Origin of the sequence: Nonomuraea sp. NPDC049646 (assembly GCF_044465525.1) — a bacterium.
Lineage (GTDB): Bacteria > Actinomycetota > Actinomycetes > Streptosporangiales > Streptosporangiaceae > Nonomuraea.
Genome location: NZ_JBITLU010000013.1, coordinates 87343 through 111130 on the forward strand (window position 1 = coordinate 87343; position 23788 = coordinate 111130).

Annotated in this window: 20 protein-coding genes; 8 read left to right on the forward strand and 12 right to left on the reverse strand. The window is 72.5% G+C overall.

Going from position 1 to position 23788, the window contains the following annotated elements:
- Nucleotides 1–102 precede the first annotated feature (102 nt).
- Complete coding sequence (locus ACIBQ8_RS34050; RefSeq protein WP_397193990.1) at nt 103–1509, forward strand: S8 family serine peptidase; 1407 nt, start codon at nt 103–105, stop codon at nt 1507–1509.
- Nucleotides 1476–3281: a hypothetical protein gene (locus tag ACIBQ8_RS34055; RefSeq protein WP_397193992.1), complete on the forward strand. Its 1806-nt coding sequence runs from the start codon at nt 1476–1478 to the stop codon at nt 3279–3281. The genes ACIBQ8_RS34050 and ACIBQ8_RS34055 overlap by 34 nt, the downstream gene beginning before the upstream one ends.
- 85 nt (nt 3282–3366) lie before the next feature.
- Here ACIBQ8_RS34055 and ACIBQ8_RS34060 read toward each other — a convergent pair whose 3' ends face one another.
- Entirely contained in the window at nt 3367–4332 is a 966-nt protein-coding gene (locus ACIBQ8_RS34060) for an NADP-dependent oxidoreductase (RefSeq protein ID WP_397193993.1), read from the reverse strand.
- Between the two features lie 113 nt (nt 4333–4445).
- On the opposite strand from ACIBQ8_RS34060, the gene ACIBQ8_RS34065 reads away from it, so the two are divergent.
- Nucleotides 4446–5426 carry a GlxA family transcriptional regulator gene (locus ACIBQ8_RS34065; protein WP_397193994.1) on the forward strand — a complete coding sequence of 327 codons (981 nt, stop codon included), beginning with the start codon at nt 4446–4448 and terminating at the stop codon, nt 5424–5426.
- A gap of 29 nt (nt 5427–5455) precedes the next feature.
- Here the strand turns inward: ACIBQ8_RS34065 and ACIBQ8_RS34070 are convergent, their stop codons facing one another.
- The 3 genes from ACIBQ8_RS34070 to ACIBQ8_RS34080 all read right to left on the reverse strand — a co-directional run bounded on the left by ACIBQ8_RS34070 (nt 5456) and on the right by ACIBQ8_RS34080 (nt 8353).
- Nucleotides 5456–6871, reverse strand: a complete 1416-nt coding sequence (locus tag ACIBQ8_RS34070; RefSeq protein ID WP_397193995.1) for an FAD-binding oxidoreductase — start codon at nt 6869–6871, stop codon at nt 5456–5458.
- 49 nt (nt 6872–6920) lie between these two features.
- A complete protein-coding gene (locus tag ACIBQ8_RS34075; protein WP_397174663.1) occupies nt 6921–7826 on the reverse strand; it encodes an LLM class flavin-dependent oxidoreductase in 906 nt (301 codons plus the stop codon).
- 143 nt (nt 7827–7969) lie between these two features.
- A complete protein-coding gene (locus tag ACIBQ8_RS34080; RefSeq protein ID WP_397193996.1) occupies nt 7970–8353 on the reverse strand; it encodes a hypothetical protein in 384 nt (127 codons plus the stop codon).
- Nucleotides 8354–8388: 35 nt separating this feature from the next.
- Between ACIBQ8_RS34080 and ACIBQ8_RS34085 the strand changes: the two genes are divergently transcribed.
- Nucleotides 8389–8580, forward strand: coding sequence for a hypothetical protein (locus tag ACIBQ8_RS34085; protein WP_397193997.1), 192 nt, complete (start codon nt 8389–8391; stop codon nt 8578–8580).
- Between the two features lie 334 nt (nt 8581–8914).
- On the opposite strand, the gene ACIBQ8_RS34090 is transcribed toward ACIBQ8_RS34085, so the two are convergent.
- The 3 genes from ACIBQ8_RS34090 to ACIBQ8_RS34100 are packed head-to-tail and all read right to left on the reverse strand — an operon-like array spanning nt 8915 to nt 13520.
- Complete coding sequence (locus ACIBQ8_RS34090; RefSeq protein WP_397193998.1) at nt 8915–9859, reverse strand: hypothetical protein; 945 nt, start codon at nt 9857–9859, stop codon at nt 8915–8917.
- Nucleotides 9856–10305, reverse strand: a complete 450-nt coding sequence (locus ACIBQ8_RS34095; RefSeq protein ID WP_397193999.1) for a PadR family transcriptional regulator — start codon at nt 10303–10305, stop codon at nt 9856–9858. Before ACIBQ8_RS34095 ends, ACIBQ8_RS34090 begins: the two co-directional genes overlap by 4 nt.
- Nucleotides 10224–13520: a serine/threonine-protein kinase gene (locus ACIBQ8_RS34100; protein ID WP_397194000.1), complete on the reverse strand. Its 3297-nt coding sequence runs from the start codon at nt 13518–13520 to the stop codon at nt 10224–10226. The genes ACIBQ8_RS34095 and ACIBQ8_RS34100 overlap by 82 nt, the downstream gene beginning before the upstream one ends.
- Before the next feature lie 95 nt (nt 13521–13615).
- Here ACIBQ8_RS34100 and ACIBQ8_RS34105 point away from each other — a divergent pair, with 95 nt between their 5' ends.
- Entirely contained in the window at nt 13616–14188 is a 573-nt protein-coding gene (locus ACIBQ8_RS34105; RefSeq protein ID WP_397194001.1) for a hypothetical protein, read from the forward strand.
- A gap of 254 nt (nt 14189–14442) precedes the next feature.
- Nucleotides 14443–15027 (forward strand): dihydrofolate reductase family protein, encoded by a 585-nt coding sequence (locus tag ACIBQ8_RS34110; RefSeq protein ID WP_397194002.1) that lies wholly within the window; start codon nt 14443–14445, stop codon nt 15025–15027.
- A gap of 141 nt (nt 15028–15168) precedes the next feature.
- Here the strand turns inward: ACIBQ8_RS34110 and ACIBQ8_RS34115 are convergent, their stop codons facing one another.
- Together ACIBQ8_RS34115 and ACIBQ8_RS34120 are read right to left on the reverse strand one after the other, a co-directional pair.
- Nucleotides 15169–16176 carry an RNA polymerase subunit sigma-70 gene (locus tag ACIBQ8_RS34115; RefSeq protein WP_397194003.1) on the reverse strand — a complete coding sequence of 336 codons (1008 nt, stop codon included), beginning with the start codon at nt 16174–16176 and terminating at the stop codon, nt 15169–15171.
- A gap of 185 nt (nt 16177–16361) precedes the next feature.
- Entirely contained in the window at nt 16362–17159 is a 798-nt protein-coding gene (locus ACIBQ8_RS34120; protein ID WP_397194004.1) for a hypothetical protein, read from the reverse strand.
- A 199-nt stretch (nt 17160–17358) separates the two neighbouring features.
- Here ACIBQ8_RS34120 and ACIBQ8_RS34125 point away from each other — a divergent pair, with 199 nt between their 5' ends.
- Nucleotides 17359–19377: a right-handed parallel beta-helix repeat-containing protein gene (locus ACIBQ8_RS34125; protein ID WP_397194005.1), complete on the forward strand. Its 2019-nt coding sequence runs from the start codon at nt 17359–17361 to the stop codon at nt 19375–19377.
- Nucleotides 19378–19484: 107 nt separating this feature from the next.
- Nucleotides 19485–21083: a murein biosynthesis integral membrane protein MurJ gene (gene murJ, locus ACIBQ8_RS34130; protein ID WP_397194006.1), complete on the forward strand. Its 1599-nt coding sequence runs from the start codon at nt 19485–19487 to the stop codon at nt 21081–21083.
- Here the strand turns inward: murJ and ACIBQ8_RS34135 are convergent.
- From ACIBQ8_RS34135 to ACIBQ8_RS34145, 3 genes are all read right to left on the reverse strand, one after another.
- The gene (locus tag ACIBQ8_RS34135) at nt 21073–21918 is read right to left on the reverse strand and encodes an SAM-dependent methyltransferase (RefSeq protein ID WP_397174678.1); all 846 of its coding nucleotides are present in this window, start codon (nt 21916–21918) and stop codon (nt 21073–21075) included. The two genes, murJ and ACIBQ8_RS34135, sit on opposite strands and share 11 nt — an antisense overlap.
- A 70-nt stretch (nt 21919–21988) precedes the next feature.
- Complete coding sequence (locus ACIBQ8_RS34140; protein WP_397194007.1) at nt 21989–22717, reverse strand: GntR family transcriptional regulator; 729 nt, start codon at nt 22715–22717, stop codon at nt 21989–21991.
- Nucleotides 22718–22773: 56 nt separating this feature from the next.
- A complete protein-coding gene (locus tag ACIBQ8_RS34145; protein WP_397194008.1) occupies nt 22774–23775 on the reverse strand; it encodes an acetylxylan esterase in 1002 nt (333 codons plus the stop codon).
- Nucleotides 23776–23788 lie beyond the last annotated feature (13 nt).

Consider the following 23788-nt stretch of genomic DNA (forward strand, 5'->3'; position numbering starts at 1 on the left):
CTGTCGCACAGGCGGGTGGATCCCTCAATGCCGGACGGCTGGCGACGTGGCTCATAACGCTTGACGACGGTTCGTCCAAGTAGGGGTGTGGCATTCACAACTTTGCGAACAGGATTGGTGGCCGCCGTGCTGGCCGGGTCCCTGGGAGCCGGCACGGCTCAGGAACCCTCCTTCGCCGCGGTCCCGGCAGAAACCGGCCCGGTCGTGTCCGGCAGCGTGACGCTCCTGACCGGGGACAAGGTGACGGTCAGCGGCCGTGGCCACCGGGTGGACAGCGCCCCCGGCCGGCGGGTCCGCTACTCGGCGCAGGTTCGCGACGGACACCTCCACGTGATCCCCTCGGACGCGTTCCCGCTCGTCAGCGAGGGGCTGCTCGACGAGCGGCTCTTCGACGTGACACAGCTCCTGGCCTGGAGGTACGGCGACGCCGACATGAACGAGATCCCGCTGATCAGCCAGACCCAGGGGGACGGGCCGGCCCCGGCGCTGAGCGGGACCCGCCTGACCCGCAAGCTCGACGACCTCGGCGTGGCGGCGGTGCGGGTGCCGAAGAGCACCGCCGCGCGGACGTGGCGGGACCTGGTGAGCGGGGCCCGCACGCCGGCCGCGGGGAAGGGCAAGATCTGGCTCGACGGGCGCCGGTCGTTCGCGCTGGACCGCAGCACCGCGCAGATCGGCGCGACCGAGGCGTGGAAGCAGGGGTTCACCGGCCAGGGCGTCACCGTGGCCGTGCTCGACAGCGGCTACGACGCCGGTCATCCCGATCTCAAGGGCGTCGTCACCCAGGAGCGCAACTTCTCCGACGAGCCGGACATGACCGACCGCGTCGGCCATGGCACGCATGTCTCCTCGATCGTCGCCGGGGCCGGGACGAAGTACCGAGGCGTCGCGCCGGGGGCCCGCATCGCCGTGGGGAAGGTGGGCGGCGTCAACGGCATCTCCGACTCGGCGTTGCTGGCGGGCATGGAGTGGGCCGCCACCGAGGCCCACGCCAAGGTCGTCAACATGAGCCTCGGCGCGGCGGACGAACCCGGCGACAATCCCGTCGAGCAGGCGGTGAACACCCTGTCGGAACGGACGGGCGCCCTCTTCGTGGTGGCGGCCGGCAACAACGGCGGCGAGGGGGCCGTGACCAGCCCGTCCACCGCGGACGCGGCGCTCTCCGTGGGCGCCGTCGACCGGTCGGACCAGGTGTCCACGTTCTCCAACAAGGGCCCCAGAACGGGTGATCACGCCATCAAGCCGGAGATCACCGCCCCCGGCGTGGACATCGTCGCCGCCGCGGCCGCGGGCACCGCCGACGGGCCGCACGTGGCGCACAGCGGGACCTCCATGGCCGCGCCGCACGTGAGCGGCGCGGCGGCGATCCTCGCCCAGCGACACCCCGGCTGGACCGGGCAGCAGCTCAGGCCGCGCTGGTCGGCAGCGCCAGGCCCACCAGCGGGACCGGCCTCTACGATCAGGGCGCCGGGCGGGTGGACGTGCCCCGCGCGCTGGCCCAGCCGGTGATCGCCTCTCCCGCCACGGTCTGGGCCGCCTTCCCGTGGCAGCACGCCGGTGGCGACCGGGCGACCCGGACGATCACCTACACCAACGACGGGGACGTCCCCGTCACCCTGAGCCTCACGACCGACAGCGACGTGCTCAAGCTGCCGCAGGACAGGCTGGAGGTCCCGGCGGGCGGGCAGGCGTCCCTCACCCTCACCGTCGACGTCACCGGCAAGCCCGCCGGCGACTACCCGGGCGTGCTCACCGCCACCTCCGGCGAGGTGATCCTCCGCACTCCGGCGGGCGCGTACGTGGAGCCGGAGTCCCACGACGTCACCGTCAGCACGGTCGGCAGGTCGGGCGCCGCGCCCCCCGTGGTGTTCGGAATGGTCTACGACCAGGCGAGCGGCGCCCAGCGGACCCTCAACTTCCGCGACGGGGTGGCCAGGGCACGGCTCCCGAAGGGCGCCTGGAACCTCTACACCGAGATCTACGACTTCGACCCCGTCGTCCTGACGACCGGGCACCGGCCGCTCACGATCGAGCACGACGACCTGCGCGTCACGATCGACGCGCGCGAAGGCAGGCGGATCCGGTTCGCCGTGGACGACCCCACCGCCGCGGCAGACCCGGCGTTCGGCCTCTACCTCGCCAACGGTCCATGGCAGTACGGCTGGTACTCCTCCGGCCAGGACCCCGATGAGAGCTACTACGTCATCCCCGTCCGGCAACCCGGGCTCACCTACGAGTCCTGGAGCGTCTGGCACAAGAAGGGCGCCACGCCCAGCCCCTACCGGTACGACCTCGTCGACCGCCGTACCGGCGGCATCCCGGACGACCCCACCTATTCCGTGCGGACCAGGGACCTGGTCAAGGCGTCGGAGACGTTTCGCGCCTCGGGCGCGGCCGGCACGGGCACCATGTGGACGGGACCGCTGGACCCGGCCGGCGTCGGGGCGCTCACCCTGCCCACCAGGGACATCCCGCTGCCCTCGGCCATGACGCACTACCGGAGCCCCGGGTTCGCCTGGTCCTCGGAGTTCCAGACGGGCGGCTCCCGCCAGGTCGGCACGAGCCCGGTGCGCGAGCGCGCCTTCTCCGAGGTCTGGAACGCGGCGGTCGCGGGCCCGTCGTTCGCCACGCCCGGCGGCAGCCGTGACGGAGACACGCTCCGCTTCTCCGCGGGCCGGCTCTACACCGACGGCGTCGCCGGGCTGACCGGCATGGACGCCACCGCCACCGGCACCGTGACCCTCTCGCGCGACGGCAGGCAGCTCGCCACGAGCGACATCGCCGGGTGCGCGCCCGGCGACGGCGGGCAGTGCGCGCTGTCCGCGACGCTGCCGCAGGACGCCGGCACCTACACCCTCGCCGCGTCCTCGCGCAGGGACATGTCCGTCAACGCCCTGTCCACGGTGGTCGAGGCCGTCTGGACGTTCCGCTCGGCCCGTACGGCGCGGGCCACGCCCCTGCCGCTGACGGCGGTCAGGTACGCGCCCAGAGGGCTCGACACCGCCAACCGGGCCGCACCCGGATCACGGACCCACCTGTCGATCTGGACCGAACGCAACCCCGGCGCGCGCGGCGCCGCGGTGCGCGCGGTCGAGCTGGAGTTCTCCACCGACGACGGCGCCACGTGGCAGCCCGTCAGGACCCGGGCAGCCGCCTCCGGCTGGACGGCGACCGTCGCCAACCCGGGCTCGCCGGGTTTCGTCTCCCTGCGCGCGACGGCCAGGGACGCCGCCGGTGACAGCGTCACCCAGACGGTGACCCGCGCCTACGCGATCGGCTGACCGCGCCCCGGGCCGCCGGACGGCGGCCCCGCCCCGGGCGGCGACCGGCGCGAGGCGCGCGCCGGTCGTCTCCCGGCGGGCGGTCTCAGCCGGTCACGGTGAGGACGAGCTTGCCGCGGGTGCGGCCGGTCCGGAGCCGGGCGTGGGCCGTGCCGGCCTGCTCCAGCGGGAAGGTCTCCGCCACTTCGACGGCCACCTCGCCCGCGTCGATCAGGCCGGCGATCGTGGTCAGCGCCGCGCCGTCCGGCTCGACCAGGCACGGGGTGGCGCGCACGCCGGCCGCCTCGGCGGCGCGGGCCAGCTCCGGTGGCACGCCGGCCGTGAGGGCGACCAGCAGCCCGCCGGGACGCAGGACCTTGAGCGAACGGGTGCTGGTCCCGTCATGGGCGTCGCCCACCAGGTCGATGACGACGTCCACGTCCGTGACGGCGTCCTCGAAGCGGGTGGTGGTGTAGTCGATGGTCTCGTCGGCGCCGAGTTCCTTGAGCCAGGGGTGGCGGGCCGCGCTGGCGGTGGCGATCACGTGGGCGCCCAGGTGCCGGGCGAACTGGACCGCGAAGTGCCCGACCCCGCCGGCGGCGGCCGTGACCAGGACGCGCCGGCCGGGCCGCACGCGGGCGGTGTCGGTCAGGGACTGCCAGGCGGTCAGCGCCGCCAGCGGCACGGCGGCCGCGTGCACGTGGTCGAGGGTGGACGGCTTGCGGGCCCACTGGCGGGCCGGCGCGGTCACGTACTCGGCGTAGCCGCCGGCGGCGCGCGGGAACCACGGCATGCCGTACACCTCGTCGCCGGGCGCGAGCGTGGTGACGCCGAAGCCGACCTCCTCCACGACGCCGGAGACGTCCCAGCCCAGGATCAGCGGGAGCGTCTGCAGCCCCGCCATGCCCTGGCCCTCGCGGGTCTTCCAGTCCACCGGGTTGACGCCGGCGGCGTGCACCCGCACCAGCACCTCGGTCGGCAGCGGCTCAGGGCGCGCGACCTGCTCGACGGTCAGCACCTCCGGCCCGCCGAACTCCCTGACGGTGACGGCCCGCATGTCGTCCTCGCTCATGTCAGTCTTCCTTTCTTCACGCCGGAACCGCCGTCCCGGCAGACAGAAAGGGTGGCGCGGGCCCGCGGAGGCGGGTGAGTGGCCGGGAAGTCATCTGTCGTACTATTCCGGCCATGCCACATCGTGTCGCCGTGCTCGCCCTCGACGGGGTCCTGCCGCTGGACCTGGGCATCCCGGCCCGGGTGTTCAACGCGGCCCGCGCACCGGACGGAACCCCTCTGTACGCCGTCAGCACCTGCTCGCTCGGCGGCCGGCCGGTGCGCACGCACGAGGACTACCAGATCGTCGTCAACCATGACGAGTCGCTGCTGGAGACCGCGGACACCGTCGTCATCGCCACTCAGGAGCCCGGCGAGCACCTGCTCGCGACCGGCGCGCTGTCCGGGGAGCTGGCCGCGGCGCTCGGCCGGATAGGGCCGCGGACCCGCATCGTCAGCCTGTGCACCTCGGCCTTCCTGCTGGCGGCGGCCGGTCTGCTGGACGGCCGGCGAGCCACCACGCACTGGATGCTGTGCGACACGCTGGCCCGGCTGTTCCCAGGCGTCGAGGTCGATCCGGACGTGCTGTTCGTCGACAACGGACGCATCCTCACCTCCGCCGGCGGCGCGGCCGGCATCGACCTGTGCCTGCACCTGGTCCGTCTGGACCACGGGGCGGCGGTGGCCTCGACCGCCGCCCGGCACTGCGTGGTGGCGCCGTGGCGCGAAGGCGGGCAGGCGCAGTTCATCGAGCACCCGGTTCCGCAGGACACCGACCGGTCCACCTCGGCGACCCGGCAGTGGGTCCTGGACCGGCTGGCCGAGCCGGTCACCCTGGAGGACATGGCCCGGCACGCGCACATGAGCGTGCGCACCTTCACCCGGCGGTTCCGCGGCGAGGTGGGCAGCAGCCCGCAGAAGTGGCTGGCGCAGCGGCGGCTGGCGCACGCGCGCCTGCTGCTGGAGTGCACCGACCTGAGCGTGGCGCGGATCGCCGCCGCCTGCGGCTTCGGCGACCCCGTCGCCCTGCGCAAGCACTTCCACACCTACCTGGGCCTGTCACCGCTGGCCTACCGTCGCGCCCACAACGCACCGGAACCGATGACGGCACGGTGAGCGCCCCGGCCGGGACGACGCCCCTGCCGTCATCCGGCCGCCGGCGGGATGTTGTGATTGAAGCGGAACATGTTGCCGGGGTCGTGGGCCGTCTTGACGGCGACCAGCCGCTCGTACGCCTGCGGCGTGAACGCCTGCCGCACGTCCTGCGGGTCGGTGTGGGCGACGCCCGCCATGAAGTTGAGCGTGCGCGTCCCGCTGTTCCAGGGGGCGAGGGCCTGGACGACCCGGTCGTGCCCGGCGTGCACGGCCTCGTCCGCGCCGATGCCGAGGACGCCGGCGGAGTACAGCTGGAACTGGGCGGTGGTGCGCGCGACCGCGTTCGGCAGGCGCGGCGGCCGGGCGAGCGCGCCGCCGAGATGACGGATCTCGATGCCGACCGCGCTGTTCGACCCCGGGCCCACCAGCGCCAGGATCGCCTCGACGGCGTCGTGGTCGAGGTGGGTGAGCTGGAAGTTGTCGATGTGGTACGAACCGGGCGTCGGCGGATCGTTGTGGATGGTGCCGACCTCGGTGTACGGCAGGTCGGTGACCGTGTCGAGCAGCGGCGTGGCGATCCGGCGCAGCGGCTCGACCAGCCGGGCGCCGTCCTGCGGCGAGCCGAGGTGGCTCAGGCGCAGGTGCATGGCGAAACGCCCGCGCAACTCCTGCGGGACCTCGGGCAGGTCGGGCCAGGGCATCATCAGGAAGGAGGAGCTGAGCTCGTCGGGCACCCCGATGACCCACGTGCGGTAGAAGTGCAGCACCTCACGGATCGACTCGGCCGGGAAGAACAGGCCGCCGCCGTAGATCCGCGACACCTCCACCAGCTCCATCTCCAGTGAGGTGACCACCCCGAAGTTGCCCTTGCCACCGCGCAGCGCCCAGAACAGGTCGGTGTTCTCCGCCTCCGAGGCGGTGCGCAGCTCGCCGTCGGCGGTGACGACCTCGATGGAGCGGACGTGGTCGGCGGCGTAACCGTAGCGGCGGGACAGGACGCCGATGCCGCCGCCCAGCGTGTAGGAGACGGCGCCGACGAACGGCGCCGAGCCGTTCAGCGGGGCCAGGCCGTGGCGGGCGGCGGACCTGATGACCTCCCGCCACAGCACGCCCGCCTCCAGCCGCACGGTGCGGCGCCCGGGATCGACCCGGTGGCCGTCCATGCGCCGCGTGGAGATGAGCAGGGCCCCGTCGGCGGGCGGCCCCACACCGTGGCCGGTGGCCTGCACGGCCACGCCCAGGCCGTGGTCGCGGGCGAAGCGCACCGCGGCCACCACGTCGCCGGCGCCCGCCGCGCCGACGATGACGGCCGGGTGGTGGACGACGGAGCGGTCGAAGCCCTCCGCCTCCTCGGCGTATCCCGGGTCGCCGGGGAGGAAGACCGGGCCCTTGACGTCGCCGGCGAGTCTCGTCACCGCCCCGGCGGCCGGAGCGGGGGCACCCGTCGGCTGGATCTGCTGGATCACGGGCATGTCCTCACGTGTCGTCGTCGAGTGGGGCGTCGGCCGGTCCAGGTCAGCCCGTGGTGAACTCGAAGGTCGGGTTCCGCCGGACCCCCACCCGCTCCAGCGCCTCGGCCAGCAGATGGACCTGGTCCAGGGAGCTGCCGGCCGGGTAGAGCACCAGGTCGTCCACGCCCGCGTCCGACAACGCGATCAGCTCCTTGAGCAGGCGCTCGTCGGAGTCGAGCGAGTCGGCGCGGACCGCCTCGTAGTACGGCGACTCCTTGGAGCCGTAGTAGTGGGCCACGTACTCGTCGGTGAGCCGCACGGCCTCGGGACCGCAGCAGAAGTAGCGGCCGGTGAGGATGTGCGGCCTGCCGGGCCGCCCGGCCGCGGCCCATGCCCCGGTGACGCCCCGAACGCCGTTCACCAGCAGGTCCAGGCTCAGCGTCGGCGCCACCCAGCCGTCGCCGAAGCGGGCGGCGCGGGCGTAGCCCGCGGGGATCAGGCCGCCGATGAGCAGCCTGGGACGGCCCTCGCCGGGCAGCGGGGTCGGGCCCGAGACGCTGGTGACCTCGCCGTCCCAGACGCGGCGCAGCTCGGTCAGGGTGTCGTCGAAGAGCTTGCCGTGGCCCTTGGCGGGAGCGCCGCTGAGGGTGAAGTCGTCCGGCCAGCCGCCGATGCCCAGGCCCGCCGTGAGCCGGCCCTGCGAGATCAGGTCGATGGTGGCGAGCTGCTTGGCGAACAGGATCGGGTTGCCCCGCCAGCCGACGTTCAGCACGCTGGTGAACAGCTGGACGCGCTCGGTCACCGCCGCGGCGACGCCGAGGGAGACCAGCGGGTCCAGGATGTCGTAGACCAGGCGGTCGATGGATCCCAGGGAGTGGAAGCCGAGGCGCTCGCTTTCCTCCGCCCACTGCCTGACCTCCCGCGGGGGACGTCCGGGCACGGCGATCGGCAGACCGATTCCAATGTTCACGAGCACTCCGTCTCAACAGATCTCATCAGGGGCACGACGATCCGGACGGTCCAGGTCCGGCCGTCCTCCTGCGCCCGCCGAGGGGCACAGCCGTGACGCTATTCAGCGAGAACGGCTTCGGGCTTGTACGGATCGGACATGCTTCAGGAGATCGTCTCCCGGCACCGGTCCGATCGGACCCCGGGTGGGGTGACGGGCCTGGCGCGCATGGCGACGACCCCGAGTGCGGCCATCGCCGCGAGGCAGAGCCAGGCGAACACGTCGCTGATACGCGCATATGTCGTCGGATCGCCGGCGACCGGCACGTACGCGGTCATCGTCTGCTGCTCGGTGGTGAAGTAGCCGGCCGAGGTGAGCGTCCGGCCCTGCGGGTCGAAGACCGCGGCCAGGCCGTTGCCGGCCTGCCGGATCAGCGAGTAGCCGTTCTCCACCGCCCGGACGGCCGCCTTCTCGGTGTGCGTGGCGCCGAAGCCGTGCCAGTCGTTGGACGGCACCAGCATGAGGTCCACGCCGGCGGCCTGCCTCATCAGGGCGGGGGAAGTCGGCGTCGAAGCAGATGACGTTGGCCAGGCGGCCGAACGGGGTGTCGGCGGTCGGCACCCTGCCGTCCCCGGGGGCGAACGGGTTCATGCCCGGCACCGGGCGGGCCTTCTCGTACGTCCATCGGGCCCGCCCGGCCGGATCGACGAGCACCGTCTCGTTGCGCATGCACGGCGGCGCCCCGGTGATCACGATCAGTCCGGCGTTCACATAGCTGCCCGTCCTGACGGCGATCGCGGCGATCAGCCGCTGCTTGTCGGCCTCGCGCGCCGCGCCGCCCCCCCTCCGGCCAGACGACGATCCTGGCTCCGGCGCGCGCCTCCCGTTCGGTGGCGGTCAGCAGGGAGTCGTTGACCGGGGCGAACGCCCGCCGGACCGTCTCGGGATCCGCCCCGGCGAGCTGTTCGGGCGAGGGGAAGCCGTTCAACGCCCTGTTGGACGCCTCCAGAACCGAACGCCTGGGACTGACCCCCGGACGGCGGCTGTCACGCCGACGTGACGCTCGTCCACCTTGACCGCATGCGCGGCCCTCGGTGGCGGGTTCTTGCTCAAGAAGCCGGAGCTCGTCTCAGGCTTCTCCGCCGCCGCCGCCGGGTCAGGGCGGCCGCGGCGGTGAAGGCCAGGGCCGCGCACCCGAGCTGGGCGAGGGCCGTGAAGGTCGGCACCGACGGCAGGGCCCCGAGGTCGCCGAGGGCCGCCGCGGGCACGAACAGCAGCAGCGCCGCCCGCCGCCCCACGGCCGACCGGCACGCGTACCCGGCCGCCAGCCCGACCACGACGAGCCACGGCACGGGTTTCCAGCTCACGATGTCCTGGTGGGTGATCACGTCCACCCAGCTCACGATGGCCTTGCCGGCGGTCAGCCCGACCACGGCGAGCGGCCCCCACAGCAGGAACGCGCGCCGCGGAACGGCCGTGATCGCGCGATGCGCCGCGGGCGCGAACGCGATGACGATGGTCGCGAGCTCGGCCAGCAGGACGGGGCCGTGATTGGGGAACAGCAGCCTGTCCACATCCAGCAGGTACGGGTTGCCGGCCAGATCCAGCATGAGCGCGACCAGCGCGAGCACGGCGATCCACCGTCGGGCGAGCAGCACGGCCAGCACCGGCAGGGCCGCGACGACGATCGGCTCGGCCAGGTACAGGATCCAGATCGGCCGCGCCACGGCGGCGGCCTCCACGTTCCGCACGCTTTCGGCGCTCCTCAGCAGCGCTGCCGCCAGCGCGCCTGCCAGCATCAGGAACGGCCACAGCGCCGCGGCGAGCGCCAGCCCGGCGCGCCACGCCGGCGCCGATGCCGGGCCGAAGGCTCGCCGCCCGTGGACGCGCAGCGCGCCCCACAGTAAGTCCGCCGCGTCGGGCGGACGGGGACGGCTCTGGCCGGGCCGCGCACCGGCGAGGAGCACGCCGATCATGTCTTCCTCGTGCCGCGCCCGGTGGTCCCGCGGGAAGGCGGCCAGGAGACGGCGGTAGCGCGCTTCGAACGGTCTCATGCCGTGCCTCCCGAGCCGATCGCGCGCAGTCGTACGGTGGCCGCCTTGGCGTGCCGGCGCATCCGCTCGGCCTCCGCCGCCAGCCTCGCGGCGCCGTCGCCGGTCAGCCGGTAGTAGCGGCGCACCCGGCCGTCGACGATCTCTTCCCGGTCCTCGGTGATCAGGCCCTCTTCCTGGAGCCGGTCGAAGGCCGCGTAGAGAGTGCCGGCGCGCAGGCGGACCTGGCCGTCCGAGATGCGTTCTTCGCGGCCTTCTCGCCGACCGCGGGGATTGTGGTGATCAACGGCCCGCCCCCCCGGAACCGGGGTTCTCCTGTTCCGGTAGGGCGGACTTCCCCTTCGAGAGGGTGTCGCGCGGCCCCCGGCTAGGGACACGCCTTCCTGTACGGCAGCGTCGGCACGAGCGCCCGCCACTGGGCCGCGCTCAGCCCGCCCGCCTTCGCGCACACCGCCGCCGCCATCGCCTCCCCGCCCACGGCGTGCCGCCTGACGACGCCGTTGCCGTCCACGGTCAGCACCGCCGACCCGTCAGGAGTGAACGCCACGTCGAGCGGCTGCCCGATCTCCGGGTCCTGGCCGCCGCCCTCGTCGAGCAGCGCGCCCAGGTCCGTGCCCGACATCACGTCGACGAGCCGCACCCTGCCGCCCACCTGGAGGCTGGCCAGCAGGTCCTCGCGCGGCGAGTAGGCGGCCGGATCGGCGAACCCGCGCGCGGTGGCGAGCCTGCGGCGCGTGGCCACGTCCCAGACCGTCATCCGACGCCGCGCGTCGAGCACCACGACCGCCCTGCCCGAGTGGGTGAAATACGCGCGCACCCCCTCGGCGTCCCTGCCGCCGCCGCCGAACGCCGGCCCCAGGGCCTTGCCGCCGGCCGTCTCCAGCAGGTGCACGCGGTCGCCCGCCACCACCAGCGTCCGGCCGTCGGCGGAGAAGGCCGCGTACGTCGCCGCGCCCGCCTTGGCCGACCACACCCGCCGCCTGGTCCGCCGATCCCACAGCTCGACCCCGCCCCGCTCGGTGACCACGGCCAGCCTGGCGCCGTCGGGGGAGAAGGCCACCTGGGCGGCGGACGTGCGCAGCGTGCCCTGGACGGCGGCCGAGGCGGCGTCCACGATCCGCACCTCGGGCCCGAACACGGCGATGAAGCGGGAGTCCGGGCTGAACACCGCGTTCTCCGCCTCCGGCAACGCGCCGACCTTCCGCCCGCCGACGGCCGACAGCTCGCCGTCGCGGAGCACGAGCCGCCCGTCACCGCTCAGCGCCGCCGTGCCCACGAGGTGATCGTCGTTCTCGACGGCCAGGTCCGCCACGTCCACCGAGAAGACCTGGTCGCCCAGCAGGTAGCGGAACGTGCTCCCGTCGAAGGCCCCCTGCACCGCCTCCTCGTCCCCGCGAACCTGGACCGTGGTGAGCAGTTGCGTGTCCGACCTGCGCCAGAACTGGATGGACCCCGGCGTCACCGTCGCGATGAGGCCGGGGCCGAACACGGCCGCGCCGCCGTTCCAGGTGCCCTGGGTGCCGGCGCCGTCCTTGTCGCCGATGAGGTCCTTCGCCCCGGTCCGCAGGTTGGTCAGCTCCAGCAGGCGGCCGCGTTGTGCGGCCCGCCAGGCCCCGTCCCGGCTGAACGTGCTCGTGGGGGCGGGCGCGAGCGTCTTGGCGGCGCCGGTACGCAGGTCCCAGCGAGTCCGCCGGTCAGCCTCCTCAAGCAGGACGGAGTCGTCCCGCTCGAAGGTCACGTCGATCCACTCGATCGTGAGGTCCTTGGCCGTGGGGAAGGTGTAGTCGCTGATCGGCCTGCCGCTGACGAGGTCCACCGCGGCGGCGCGCTTGGCCGTCACGGTCACCAGCACCTTGCCCGACGGGCTCAGCGTCACGCTGTCCAGCGGCTCGGCCGGCCGGGTGGCGAGCGTCCGCAGAAGACGGCCGTTCCGCACGTCCCACGCGCGCGTCGTCCTGGAGTCGGCGCTGATCAGCGTGCGGCCGTCGGCGCCGAGCGTCCGTACCGTGTCGCCCGCGGTGGACGGGTCGCCGAACATCGCCGTCTCGCGTTGGGCGAGCGAGGCCACCAGGGCAGCTCTGGTGGCCGGCGTGTGGTCCAGCCGCCAGGCCGCGAGGCTCGCCCGCATCGCCTGGCGCGGGTCGCTCCGGCGGGTCATGGTCGCCGCCGCCGCCAGCCTGGCCGCCTCCGACCTGGTGAGCTGCCCGGCGATCTGCTCGGCCCGGTCGTCGGCCACCGCGCTCTGCTGCACGGCCAGCCCGCCGGCCACCAGCGCGATCACCAGCAGCCCGCCCAGGCTCAGCGAGGTCAGCCGGGCGCGCCTGGCCCTGTGCCTGGTCAGGGTGGCCGCCGCGGCCAGGAAGTCGCGTTCGGTGGGCGACAGGGTGATGTCGCGGCGGGCGGTGGCCGCCCAGTGCAACGCGTTCTCCAGGCTGCTGCCCTGGAACAGGTCGCCGTCCCGGCGTCCCGCCGCCTCCCAGCGCCGCGCCGCGGTGAGGATCTGCCGGTGTACGGCCAGGCCGTCGAGGTTGGCCTCGATCCACCGGCGGTAGCGCGGCCAGGCATGGGGGAGTGCCGGCCTGGCCAGCCGTACGCCGCCGTCCTGCCTGGTCAGGAGGTAGCCGAACACGGCGAGGATCCTCCGCACGGCGGCCACCTCGTGCGACGCCCGTCCCTCGACGAGCTCGGCCAGCTCGGCCTGCCGGGCCGACAGCTCGCCCGCCTCGTCCACCGTCACCAGCCGCAGGAACACCTCGGGGACCAGCTCGCGCTCGGCCGGGTCGAGCATCGTGTACGCCTGCTCGGCCAGCGTGCCGAGCGCGGGATCGTGCCCCTGCGCGCCGATCCCGGCGGCCCGGTGGCCGCCCTGGGCCAGCAGGCGGGCCGTGTCGAGGGAGCCGTCGCCGCTGACCAGCGCCAGCAGCAGCTCGCGGGCGGTCGGCCGCTGGGCCGGCTCCTTGGCCAGCGCCGAGGCGACCAGCCGGCGCAGCGTCCCGGGCAGCGCGGACAGGTCGGGGGTGGCCGACAACACCTGGTGCATGACGCTGCCCAGGTTCTCGGCGTGGAACGGATCACGGCCGGTGGCGGCGAAGACGATGACGGCGCCCCAGGCGAACACGTCCGCCGAGGCGTCCGCCCGCTGGCCGATGAACACCTCGGGGGCCATGTAGGTGGGCGTGCCGCTCACCACGCCGGTCGCGGTGAGCGACATCTCGGCGGTCCTGGCGATGCCGAAGTCGATCACGCGGGGACCGTCCGGGCCCAGCAGCACGTTGTCGGGCTTGAGGTCGCGGTGGATCACCCCGGCGTCGTGGATGGCGGTCAGCGCCGTCGCGATGGCGGTGGCCAGGCGGTGCAGGTCGTCACCGGCGAAGATCCGGCCCGCCGTGCGCAGGCTCGGGCCCTCCACGTACTCGCTGACGATGTAGGGGCGCGGGCCCTCCAGCCTGGCCTCGATGATCGGCGCGGTGCAGAACGAGGCCACCCGCTGGGCGGCCGTCGCCTCCCGGCCGAGCTGGGCCGCCTGGTCGCCGTGCAGCACCTTGATCGCCACCCGGCGTCCGTCCTCGCCATAGGCCTCGTACACCACGCCTTGGCCGCCGGCGCCGAGCCGTCCGGCCAGCCAGTACCGGCCCAGCCGCTGAGGGTCTCCTTCGATCAACACGCTCGTTTGATGCATTCATGACCGACGAAGTTCCGCCCAAAATGCCGTGAAAAGAGTGCCGAACCCTTCTAGCTCCGGACGCATCCAACCCTGACATGAACAAGATTCAGAACCTTGCGGCCCTGGCCGTGCTCCCCGTTGCCGCAGCTCTCGTGGCCCTCCCCGCGCAGGCGGCGGAGCGTCCCAGCTGTCCCGCCCCCTCCAAGGCGGACGTGCGGCGCTCGTCGGCTGTGAAGGTGGACAAGCCCGCGAGAGGCGCGGCGGCGATGAAGGGGGTCCGCGTCAACCACATCCCGAAGGGCTTCACCTACGGGCAGGTCCTCGTCGACAAGCACGACGGCATGGTCGAGTACAGCTACCAGTGGTCGGACGACCGCGACGACATGAGCCGCCGGCACCGGTCGCTGTGGGTCAGGGTGGTGTGCTGGCCGAAGGCGACCTCCGTGGCGCAGCTCAAGAACGCGCCGTTCCACGTCGGGACCTTCTCCGGTGACACGACCACCACGAAGATCGGCGATCGCCAGGTGCTTCGCCAGGGGGGTGACGGCGCGCTGGGGGCCGGTGTGTACTCGGGCTGGGTCGAGCGCCCCGGAGTCGTCGTCACCGTGATGGCGACCCCGCCTCTCGTGCCGGGGCTGACGAAGATCATCGAGGGCATCCGGCTCTGATCCGTTCCGTGGCGGCGCCGGCCGCGTCACATCCGCCGTGTCCGAGGGCTCACCTGTGTGAACCTGACGACGGGACGCTGTGACCGATGGACGAGAACGAGCGGCCGGCCGAGCGCTGCGGCCCGCGCACTCCACGGTTGCGCTCGTACCGATGAGCCCGGACGACCATCCGATGTGACAGATCGCGCACCGATGAGGTTTCCGCGCCGCGCCCGTCTGTTACAGATGAGATCGACTCACGGAAGGCTGGCGCGATGCGGAAACTGATCTTCGGCATGAACGTGACGGTGGACGGCTACATCGCCGCGCCCGGCGACGACATCGGCTGGAGCGGGGGCGAGGGACCGGACTCCTCGCCGAGCTCCGAGCTGTTCCAGTGGTGGTACGACCAGATGCGGGCGAGCGAGCTGTCCCTGTACGGCCGCAAGCTGTGGGAGGCGATGAGCCCCCACTGGCCGACCGCCGACCAGCGGCCCGGCGCCACCCCGGCGGAGATCGCCTACGCCCGCCTCTGGCGGGACATGCCGAAGGTGGTGTTCTCCTCGACGATCGACAAGGTCGACTGGAACGCCCGCCTGGTCACCGGCGACGCGGTCGCCGAGATCACCAGGCTCAAGGCCGAGGACGGCGGCCCGATGGACATCGCCGGCGCGACGCTCGCCGCGGCGGCCATGCGGGCCGGGCTGATCGACGAGTACGCGATCGTCACGCACCCGGTCCTGGTGGGCGGCGGCACGCCGTTCTTCACCGCGCTGGACAGCTGGGTGAACCTCGAACTGGTCGAGACGCGGGCATTTCCCGGCGGCGTGGCGCTGACCCGGTACGAGGTCCGGCGCTGACCGGGTACGACGTCCGGCGCTGACCCGGTACGAGGTGCGGCGCTGAGCACGGGCCGGACGCCCGGCTCGTGAGGCCAGGCCGAGAGGATGCGGTGACGCCCGGCCCGTGCGCCGGACCCGTCGGACGAGGGGCTCGTCCGCTCACAGCGTCGCGGGCAGGCCCAGCCATGGTTTGCCGGTGGCGTCGAACCCGGTGAGCTCGGCGATCCTCCCGTCGGCGATGTGCAGGACCGCGATGTTGAACAGACGGTGTTCCCGGTCGCCGGGGGTGCGGAGGTACAGCGCCGCGGCGGGCATGAGGTTGACCGTCGTGGCGATGCAGCGCCAGTCGTCGTAGCCGCGCCGGAAGAGCCCGTGGGAGACCCAGCCGTCCACCGCGTCCTTGGCCGTGACGATCAAGGTGCCCGGGTCGGGCAGCATCGCGAAGCGCAGGTCGTCGCGCAGCAGGGCCGTCAGCCCGTCGAGGTCGTTGCGTTCATGGGCGTCCATGTACGACCTCACCACGCCGCGCTCGTCCCGCGACAGCTCGTGCGTGGCAGGGCTGCGCCAGTCGAGGCGGCGGCCGGGCAGCTGCTCGCGCATCGTCACGCGGGCCCGCTGCAGGGCACTGGTCACCGATGCGACGGTCAGTTCCAGGACGTCGGCGGCCTTCGACGCCGGCCAGCCGAGGACGTCGCGCAGGACGAACACCGCCCGCTGCCGCGGCGGCAGGTGCTGGACGGCGACGATGAACGCCAGCTCGATCGTCTCCCGCGCCACCACCGATTCCTGCGGGTCCTCCGGGAGCACCCGGTCCGGGTAGGGCTGCAGGTGGCGCAGTTCCGGGCTCGCGTCCGGCAGCTCGGCGGCCACGGGTATGCGGCCGTTGCGCTTGTCCAGGAAGTCGAGGCAGGCGTTCGTCGCGATCCGGTACAGCCAGGTCCGCAGCGCTGAGTGGCCCTTGAACGACTCCCGCTTGTGCCACGCCCGCAGGAACGTCTCCTGCGTCAGGTCCTGAGCGTCCTCGTAGTTCGCGAGCATCCGGTAGCAGTGCACCTGGAGCTCACGCCGGTGGCGCTCCGTGATGAGCGCGAACCGTGCCGCGTCGTCCGTACGGGCCGCCGCGATGAACGTGGCCGCGTCGTCGCCTGGCAGCCTGGTGTCGGTCATGGTCGTCAATCCTTCCGCGGGTGGCGAGGGGCTGCCAGTACTGACGACGCGGCGAGGCATTTCTGAGCGGTGAACGCCGGGCAGCCGGGTTCGTCGCGCGGCCCTTGACCGGGTCGCGGAGCTGCACGGACGGCTCGACGGCGCGTGAAGGCCCGGAGGACGAGCGGAGCGCCGGCGTCCCGTCGTCAGGTCGGAAGGCGCCAGTTGCAGATGCCCTCGATGCACAGCTCGGTGGTCGTCTCGCCGGGGGCCGGCGCCTTGATCGACACCTTGGCGCCCCACCGGCTGTAGCGGGTGTCGACATGCAGGGTCTTGCCCACCAGTTCGTCGAGGCCGTCGGCGAAGGTGAACGCGCTCCGCACCCTGCTGACCAGGCCCCCGGGGGTCAGCGTGACGGTGTAGGCGAGCCTGGTGTCCGCATCCCACTCCGCGTGGGTCGAGTGCGCCGCCCAGCGGGAAGCCGGCCCGAGCTGCTTGAACGTGATCGTGCCGGTGACGGTGTCCCCGCTCCGCCGTCCGTTCTTCAGCAGGGCGGCCAGGGTCGCGGGCTCGGCCGGGTTGACGAGTTGCTCGTCATAGCCGAGCAACTCGGTGTGCCAGAGGTGCAGCTGGTGAGAGTCCTTCCACCAGGTCTTGCCCTTCTTCAGCCATTTCCCTATGAGGCCGCCGGATCGGTAACCGGTGCCGCCGATGTCGTGGTTGAAGCCGATGACACGTTCGCGCCCGTACTCGCCTCCGGTGGTGGTGACGTCCAGGGCCTTGACGCCGCCCTTGGCATCGAGTTCGAAGACTCCGGTGCGCCGGCGTTCCGCTCGTTCGCCGGCGTCGTCCGAAAGGGCGGTCGTCTCGGTGAAGTGCATGCCGTGTCCGGCCGCGAGAACGGCCTTCAGCGCCTGGACGGGGTCCTTGCTCACTGCCTGAGCGGGAGCGGCGCCTGCCGGCAGGGCGGCGCAGGCCACCAGGGTCACGATCATCCGCCTCATGACGGTGATCCTGCCGCGTTCCGATCACGTCCGGAACACGGGCCGGATGCGAGGCGACGCCAGAGCTCCGGCCCCCGGCGTGCGCAGTAGTTTGTCCAATTTGTCCAAGCTTCGATCTTGTGGGCGGGTGCGGGCTACAGTGACGACGGCCAGCAGTCAACGGCAGTAAAGGCTGGCCGAAACCCCGAGGAGACGATGAATGAGAAGAACGTGGCCGATGGCGTTGGTGGCGCTCGCCGCTGTCGTCATGGGCGGCGCGACGCCGGCCAGTGGCGACGCCGGCGATCCGGCGACCAGGGCGACGACGGCAACGACAACACCCAAGGTGACGTCAACAGCCAAGGCGACGGCGGCGAAGGCGGCCGTCTGCGGGAGTTCGTCGCTGGACGGCCCCGCCACACCGCCCGCCGGCGCCGTGGTGGTGCCCGCGGGCGACAACAGCGGCGTGGACTTACGCAAGGCGAACACCACGTACTACTTCGAGACCGGCACGCACACCCTGGAGCCCGCCCAGTACGCCCAGATCCTGCCCGGTGACAACGCCACGTTCATCGGCGCCCCCGGCGCGGTGCTGGACGGGAAGGGCGTGAACCAGTACGCGTTCGGCGACACGGCGACCGGCGTCACCATCCGCCACCTGACCGTCACCGGGTTCGTCGCGCCGCAGGAGGAGGCCGTGGTCAACCACAGCGCCGCCGACGACTGGGTCCTGGAGCACAACACGTTCCGTGACAACTCCGGCGCGGCGCTGATGGCGGGGGCCAGGAACCAGATCCGTGGCAACTGCATCAAGGACAACGGCCAGCTCGGCCTGAACGCGTCCCAGCACGGCGACCACATCACCGGCCTGGTGGTGGCGGACAACGAGGTCACCGGCAACAACACCGACGACTGGGAACACCAGGGCCAAGGCTGCGGATGCACCGGTGGCCTGAAGTTCTGGGCGGTGAACGGCGCCGACGTGACCGGCAACTGGGTGCACCACAACCACGGGCCGGGGATCTGGGCGGACACCAACAACAACGACTTCCTCATCGAGAACAACCTGATCGAGGACAACGAGTCGATCGGGATCTTCTACGAGATCAGCTACAACGCCGTGATCCGGAACAACACCCTCCGTCGCAACACCTGGAAGGCGGGCGCCGAGCGGGCGGCGAAGGGCGACTCCTTCCCCGACGCGGCGATCTACCTGTCCGAGGCGGACGGCGAGCCGCGCATCCCGGCGCGGACCGGCAAGATCGAGGTCACCGGCAACCTGCTCGAGAACAACTGGGGCGGGATCACCGCCTGGGCCAACGCCGACCGGTTCTGCGGCAGCGCAGCCTCGACCACCAGCGACTGCACGCTGATCGTCGGGCCGGCCAACACCTCGAAGTGCGCGGCGCCCGCCATCAAGGACGAGCCGCTCTACACCGACTGCCGCTGGTGGACGAAGAACCTCGACATCCACCACAACACGTTCTCCTTCGACCCCGGCGCCGTCGGCGGCGGCTGCTCGACGCAGTACTGCGGGCAGATGAGCCTGCTGTCCAACTGGGGCACGGCGCACCCGGACTGGTCGCCGTACCTGGGGGAGAAGATCGAGAAGTCGATCGTCCACGAGTCGAACAACTCCTGGCACGACAACACCTACACGGGACCGTGGCAGTTCAGGATCTACGACATGGGCAGGCGCGTCACGGCCGCGGAGTGGGTCGGCCCCCAGTACGGCCAGGACGCCGGCAGCACGTTCGACGGCAAGGCGCCCGAGGTGCCGCCGGTCACCGAGCAGACCTTCGAGGACGTCTCGACGGCGCCCTACTCCGCCTGGTACGGATCCAGCCTGGCGCACCAGACCGGCGACGCGCACGGCGGCACGGGCTCGCTGCAGCTGACCAGCACCGAGGGGTCCGGCAGCGCGGTGGCGCTGGACAAGTACCCCGGGTACAGCGGTGTGATCGCCGGTAAGAGCTACCGCGTGTCGCTGTGGTACCGGGAGGCCGCGGCCACCATGCCCACGGTCGCCTGGAACGTGCGCTGGCGCGACGAGAACGGCTCGGTGCTGCGGACCGACGCCGTCCCCCTGCCGCGGAAGACGGCCTGGACCGAGGCGGCCGGCACGTTCACCGCGCCGACGGGCGCGACCCGCGTCGACTGGACCTTCGTCTGGAGCGCCCCCACCGGGTCCGCGTTCCGGATCGACGACGTGGCGATGCGTTCGGCGGAAACGCAGTAGATCTGTAAGGAGGCCCCAGAACCAGGGGCCTTGACGTCCGGCAGGACGGCGTCGGCCTGCTCGACGCCGTCGTTCCCGCGCCGAAGCGCAGACGGAGGAGATCGCCCATGCCTGATCGGCCCAGGCTCATGCGGACGGGACGGGCGATGGCGATCGCCACCACCGTCTCAAGGGCCACCGGCTTCGTCCGCACGCTGGCGCTGGTCGCCGCGCTGGGGCTGGGAACCCGGCTGCTGGACGCCTACACCGCGGCGAACGTCACCCCCAACACCGTCTACGAGCTCGTCTTCGGCGGCGCGCTGGCCGGCGTGCTCGTCCCGCTGCTGGTTCGTACGGCCGCCGACCGCGACATCGACGGCGACCTGTTCGCCCAGCGGCTGCTGTCGCTGGTGGTCTACGGCCTCGGAGCCGTGGTGATCGTGACGATCATCGCCGCGCCGTTGATCGTGGACCTCTACGTTCCCGGCTTCAGCCCCGAGCAGCGGCGGCTGGCGGTCGTCCTCACCCGGTACTTCATGCCCCAGATCCTGTTCTACGGAGTGAGCGCGACCCTGGCCGCGATCCTCAACGCCCGCGGCCGCTTCGTCTCGCCCATGTGGGCGCCGGTGGCCAACAACCTGGTCGTCATCGCCACCGCCTCGGCCTTCCTGCTGATCGGCGGCACCGGAAGGCTGGAGTCGCTGACCGGCGTGCAGGTGCTGCTGCTGTCGATCGGCACCAGCGCCGGGGTCGCCGCCCAGATGGCGGTTCTCGTGGTGGCCGGCCGGCGAACCGGGTTCCGGGCGCGGTTGCGCGCCGATCCGCGGGGCATCGGCGTCCGGCGCATCGTCGCCCTGGCCGGATGGACCTTCGCCTCCGTGGCCGCGGCCCAGGCCGTCTTCCTCGTGATCACCCGGATCGCCTCGCAGGCCGGGCCCGGCGCCGTCGGCGTCTACTCCAACGCCTACACCCTGTTCCAGCTGCCCTACGCCGTCGTCGCGGTCACCGTCATCACCGCGGTCCTGCCCAGGATGAGCCGGGCGGCGGCCGACCGTGACCTCGCCGGGATGACCGCCGATCTGTCCCGGAGCCTGCGGCTCACCGGCGTGGTGCTGGTCCCTGCCGCCGCAGCGCTCGTCGCGCTCGGCCCGCAGCTGACGACCGTGCTGTTCGCGCACGGCAACGCCTCGCCCGCCGCCGCCCGGCTCACCGGCGCGGTGCTCGCCGCCTACGGCCTCGCCCTCGTCCCCTTCGCCGGCTACCAGATCATGGTGCGCGTCTTCTACGCACTCGGCGACACCCGCACCCCGGCTCTGCTGAGCGTCGGCGTCTCCGCCGTCACCGTCGCCGCCTGCCTGGCCGCCGCACGACTCGCGCCCGGGCCGGACGTGGTCATCGCCCTGGCCGCCTGCTCCGCCGTCGCCTACACCGCCGCGCTGCTGCTCACCGCCCAGTTGCTGCGCCGCCGGATCGGCAGGGTCGACGGACACCGCCTGCTTCGCACCCACGCCCGGATGCTCGCCGCGGCGATCGTCGCGGGCCTCGCCGCGGCCGTCGTCAACCGCGTCCTCGGCGCCACGCTCGGGGCGGACTGGACCGGCTCGCTCATCACCCTCTGCGCCGCGGGCGCGATCGGAGCCGGCCTCTACGCGCTGGCCGCGCGGGTCCTGCGCATCACCGAGTTCGGCGCCCTCGCCACCGCCTTCCGGGGGCCCGTCAGGCCTTGACGGCGACCCCGCCGTACATCGAGACCATGGAGTCCTCCACGAGCAGCGCCCGCTCGTCGGGCCGCCACCGGTGCACCGGCACCACACCCGGCTCGATGAGCTCGAACCCGGTGAAGAACTCCTCGATCTGCGCCCTGGTCCGGGCCTTGGACATGATCCCGCGCCGGTTGTACTGGGCGACGGCCTCGCTCACCAGCCTGCTCGGCGCGCTGTCGAGCGTGATGGTGGACAGGGCCAGGAAGCTGCCCGGCGGCAGCGGCTTCATCAGGTGCTCGATGATCGAGCGGACGTCGGAGTCGTCGCGGATGAAGTGCACCACGGCGATCAGGCACAGCGCGACGGGACGGGCGAAGTCGAAGGTGTCGCGGACCTCGGCCGAGCCGATGATGGCGTCCGGGTCGTTCAGGTCGGCCTGGATGTAGCGGGTTCTGCCCTCCGGGGTGCTGGTGAGCAGGGCGCGGGCGTGGACGAGGACGAGCGGGTCGTTGTCCACGTAGACGACCCGGGCGGCGGGGTCGGCCTGCTGGGCCACCTCGTGCAGGTTGGGCGAGGTGGGCAGCCCGGTGCCGATGTCGATGAACTGGTCGACGCCGCGCTCGGCCGCCAGGTGGCGGGCCACCCTGACCATGAAGTCGCGGTTGGCGCGTACGGACGTCGGCATGTAGGGGGCGATCTTGACGACCTCCTCGGCCGCCGCGCGGTCGGCCGCGAAGTTGTCCTTGCCGCCCAGGAGGTAGTCGTAGACCCGTGCCGAGTGCGGCACGTTCGTCTTGAGATCGACCGCCACCTGCCTGTCGCCGGCCACCCCCGCGCCTCCACGTTGATCAACTGCCATGTGCCCCACGTTAGCGGGATTCAGGGGGCGGGATCAGGCGAATCCCACCTGGAACAACAACATCCTGGGCTCAGCGAGCAGAGGGCGTGCTCTTCTTGCGGGTGCGGCCGTCGGGGACGGGGGAGCGGCCCGCGGAATGGTCGGCGAACGCCTCGGCCGCCTTGGCGGGGTCGCCGTCGCGCAGCAGCGAGACCAGGCGGCCGTGCTCGTCGGCCATCGCGTGCCAGTCGCCGTCGAAGAGCGGGTCGGCGATGGCGCGCAGCGCGCGCAGGCTCGGTTCGAGCACCTCCCACATCCGGGTCAGGAACGGGTTCCCCGCGATCTGGCTGACCCTGGTGTGGAAGGCGATGTCGATGTCGCGGAACCTGCCGACGTCGTTCATCGCCACGGCCTGGTGCATCTGCTCGACGAGGTCCTCCAGCTCGCCGAGCTGGTCGTCGGTGACCTGCCCGGCGGCGAGCTGGGCGGCGAGGCGTTCGAGCGGCTCGCGCACCTGGCGGGCGTACTCGGCGTGCTCGGTGGAGATCTCGACGACGAAGTTGCCGCGGCGTGGCACGTGCACCAGCAGCCCCTCGCGGGCCAGCTGCTTGACGGCCTCGCGAACCGGCGCTTGACTCACGCCCAGACGGCGCGCGATCTCCGACTCCACCACGCGCTCGTTCGGCGCGAGGTCGCCCTCGACGATGGCCTGGCGGAGCAGCTCGTACACCCGATCGGAGATCAAGGTGGGACGGACCGAGTCTTTGCTCGTGGCCAGTCTGGAGGCGAAGTCACTGTTGGCTTGCCGTGTCGATGCCATGAAGTCCTCATCATGCGATCTCGCGCGTCCCCGATCCCCGCTGTCATGATACGCGATCATCGGTTAGCAGGTATCGATTGTTCGGCCAGCCGGTCCGCCAGCCAGGCGAGCTTGACGGCCTCGTGCGCCGGGCCGCCGCCCTCGTGGTCGTTGAACGGGTAGACGCTGATCCGCTTGCGCGCCTGGGGCAGGTCGTGCAGCGCGCCGTAGTGGTTGAAGGCCGCGTACACCGTCGAGGGCGGGCAGATGCGGTCCATGAGGCCGACGGAGAAGAGCGCCGGCGCGTTGGCCCGGCGGCCGAGCGTCGCGCCGTCGAAGTACGACAGGGTGCGCATCGCCGTCCCGGCGTGCTCCCGGTGCAGCTTCACGAACCGGGTGAACTCCACGTACGGCGGCTGGTCGGTGAACGTCGTCGCCCGCCCGAAGTGGCACAGGAACGGCACGTCCGGCATGACGGCCACGAGATCCGGGACGAGCCCGGCCGCGGCCAGGGCGATCCCGCCGCCCTGGCTGGTCCCGGTCACCGCGACCCTGGACGCGTCCACCTCCGGATGCGTGCGCACCGCCGCGACGGCCCGCACGGCGTCGGTGTACAGGCGGCGGTAGTAGTACCGCTCGGGGTCGAGCACGCCGCGGGTCAGGAAGCCGGGGGCCGCGACGTCGCCGGTCGCCGGGTCGGGGTCGGGCGTCTCCGCGCCCTGGCCGCGGGTGTCCATGACGAAGTGGGCGTAACCGGCGCACGCCCAGAGCCGCTTCTCGTGGGCCACGCCGCGGCCGCTGCCGTACCCCAGGTACTCCACGACGGCGGGAAGCGGGCCGGTCCTGGTCACCGGCAGGTGCAGCCAGCCCTTGACGGGATGGCCGCCGTAGCCCGCGAACGTGACGTCGAAGGTGTCGATCGTGGCCAGCCCGTTCGGCACCGGCTCGGCCGTCATGGCGAGGTCGATGCCGTCGGCGCCGGCGAGCGTCTTCGCCCAGAACGCATCGAAGTCCGCCGGTTCCGGCAGGGGCGGCAGGTACCGTTCGAGCTGGTCCTGGGGGAGGTCGAAATGGGCCATCGATTAACCAATC

Coding starts and splice junctions, on each gene's coding strand:
- ACIBQ8_RS34060 (WP_397193993.1), bottom strand. CDS start 4,332: ATGAGCGAGGACGACATGCGGGCCGTCACCGTCAGGGAGTTCGGCGGG.
- ACIBQ8_RS34065 (WP_397193994.1), top strand. CDS start 4,446: ATGCCACATCGTGTCGCCGTGCTCGCCCTCGACGGGGTCCTGCCGCTG.
- ACIBQ8_RS34080 (WP_397193996.1), bottom strand. CDS start 8,353: ATGAGGCAGGCCGCCGGCGTGGACCTCATGCTGGTGCCGTCCAACGAC.
- ACIBQ8_RS34090 (WP_397193998.1), bottom strand. CDS start 9,859: ATGAGACCGTTCGAAGCGCGCTACCGCCGTCTCCTGGCCGCCTTCCCG.
- ACIBQ8_RS34105 (WP_397194001.1), top strand. CDS start 13,616: ATGAACAAGATTCAGAACCTTGCGGCCCTGGCCGTGCTCCCCGTTGCC.
- ACIBQ8_RS34110 (WP_397194002.1), top strand. CDS start 14,443: ATGCGGAAACTGATCTTCGGCATGAACGTGACGGTGGACGGCTACATC.
- ACIBQ8_RS34115 (WP_397194003.1), bottom strand. CDS start 16,176: ATGACCGACACCAGGCTGCCAGGCGACGACGCGGCCACGTTCATCGCG.
- ACIBQ8_RS34120 (WP_397194004.1), bottom strand. CDS start 17,159: ATGAGGCGGATGATCGTGACCCTGGTGGCCTGCGCCGCCCTGCCGGCA.
- ACIBQ8_RS34125 (WP_397194005.1), top strand. CDS start 17,359: ATGAGAAGAACGTGGCCGATGGCGTTGGTGGCGCTCGCCGCTGTCGTC.
- murJ (WP_397194006.1), top strand. CDS start 19,485: ATGCCTGATCGGCCCAGGCTCATGCGGACGGGACGGGCGATGGCGATC.
- ACIBQ8_RS34135 (WP_397174678.1), bottom strand. CDS start 21,918: ATGGCAGTTGATCAACGTGGAGGCGCGGGGGTGGCCGGCGACAGGCAG.
- ACIBQ8_RS34140 (WP_397194007.1), bottom strand. CDS start 22,717: ATGGCATCGACACGGCAAGCCAACAGTGACTTCGCCTCCAGACTGGCC.
- ACIBQ8_RS34145 (WP_397194008.1), bottom strand. CDS start 23,775: ATGGCCCATTTCGACCTCCCCCAGGACCAGCTCGAACGGTACCTGCCG.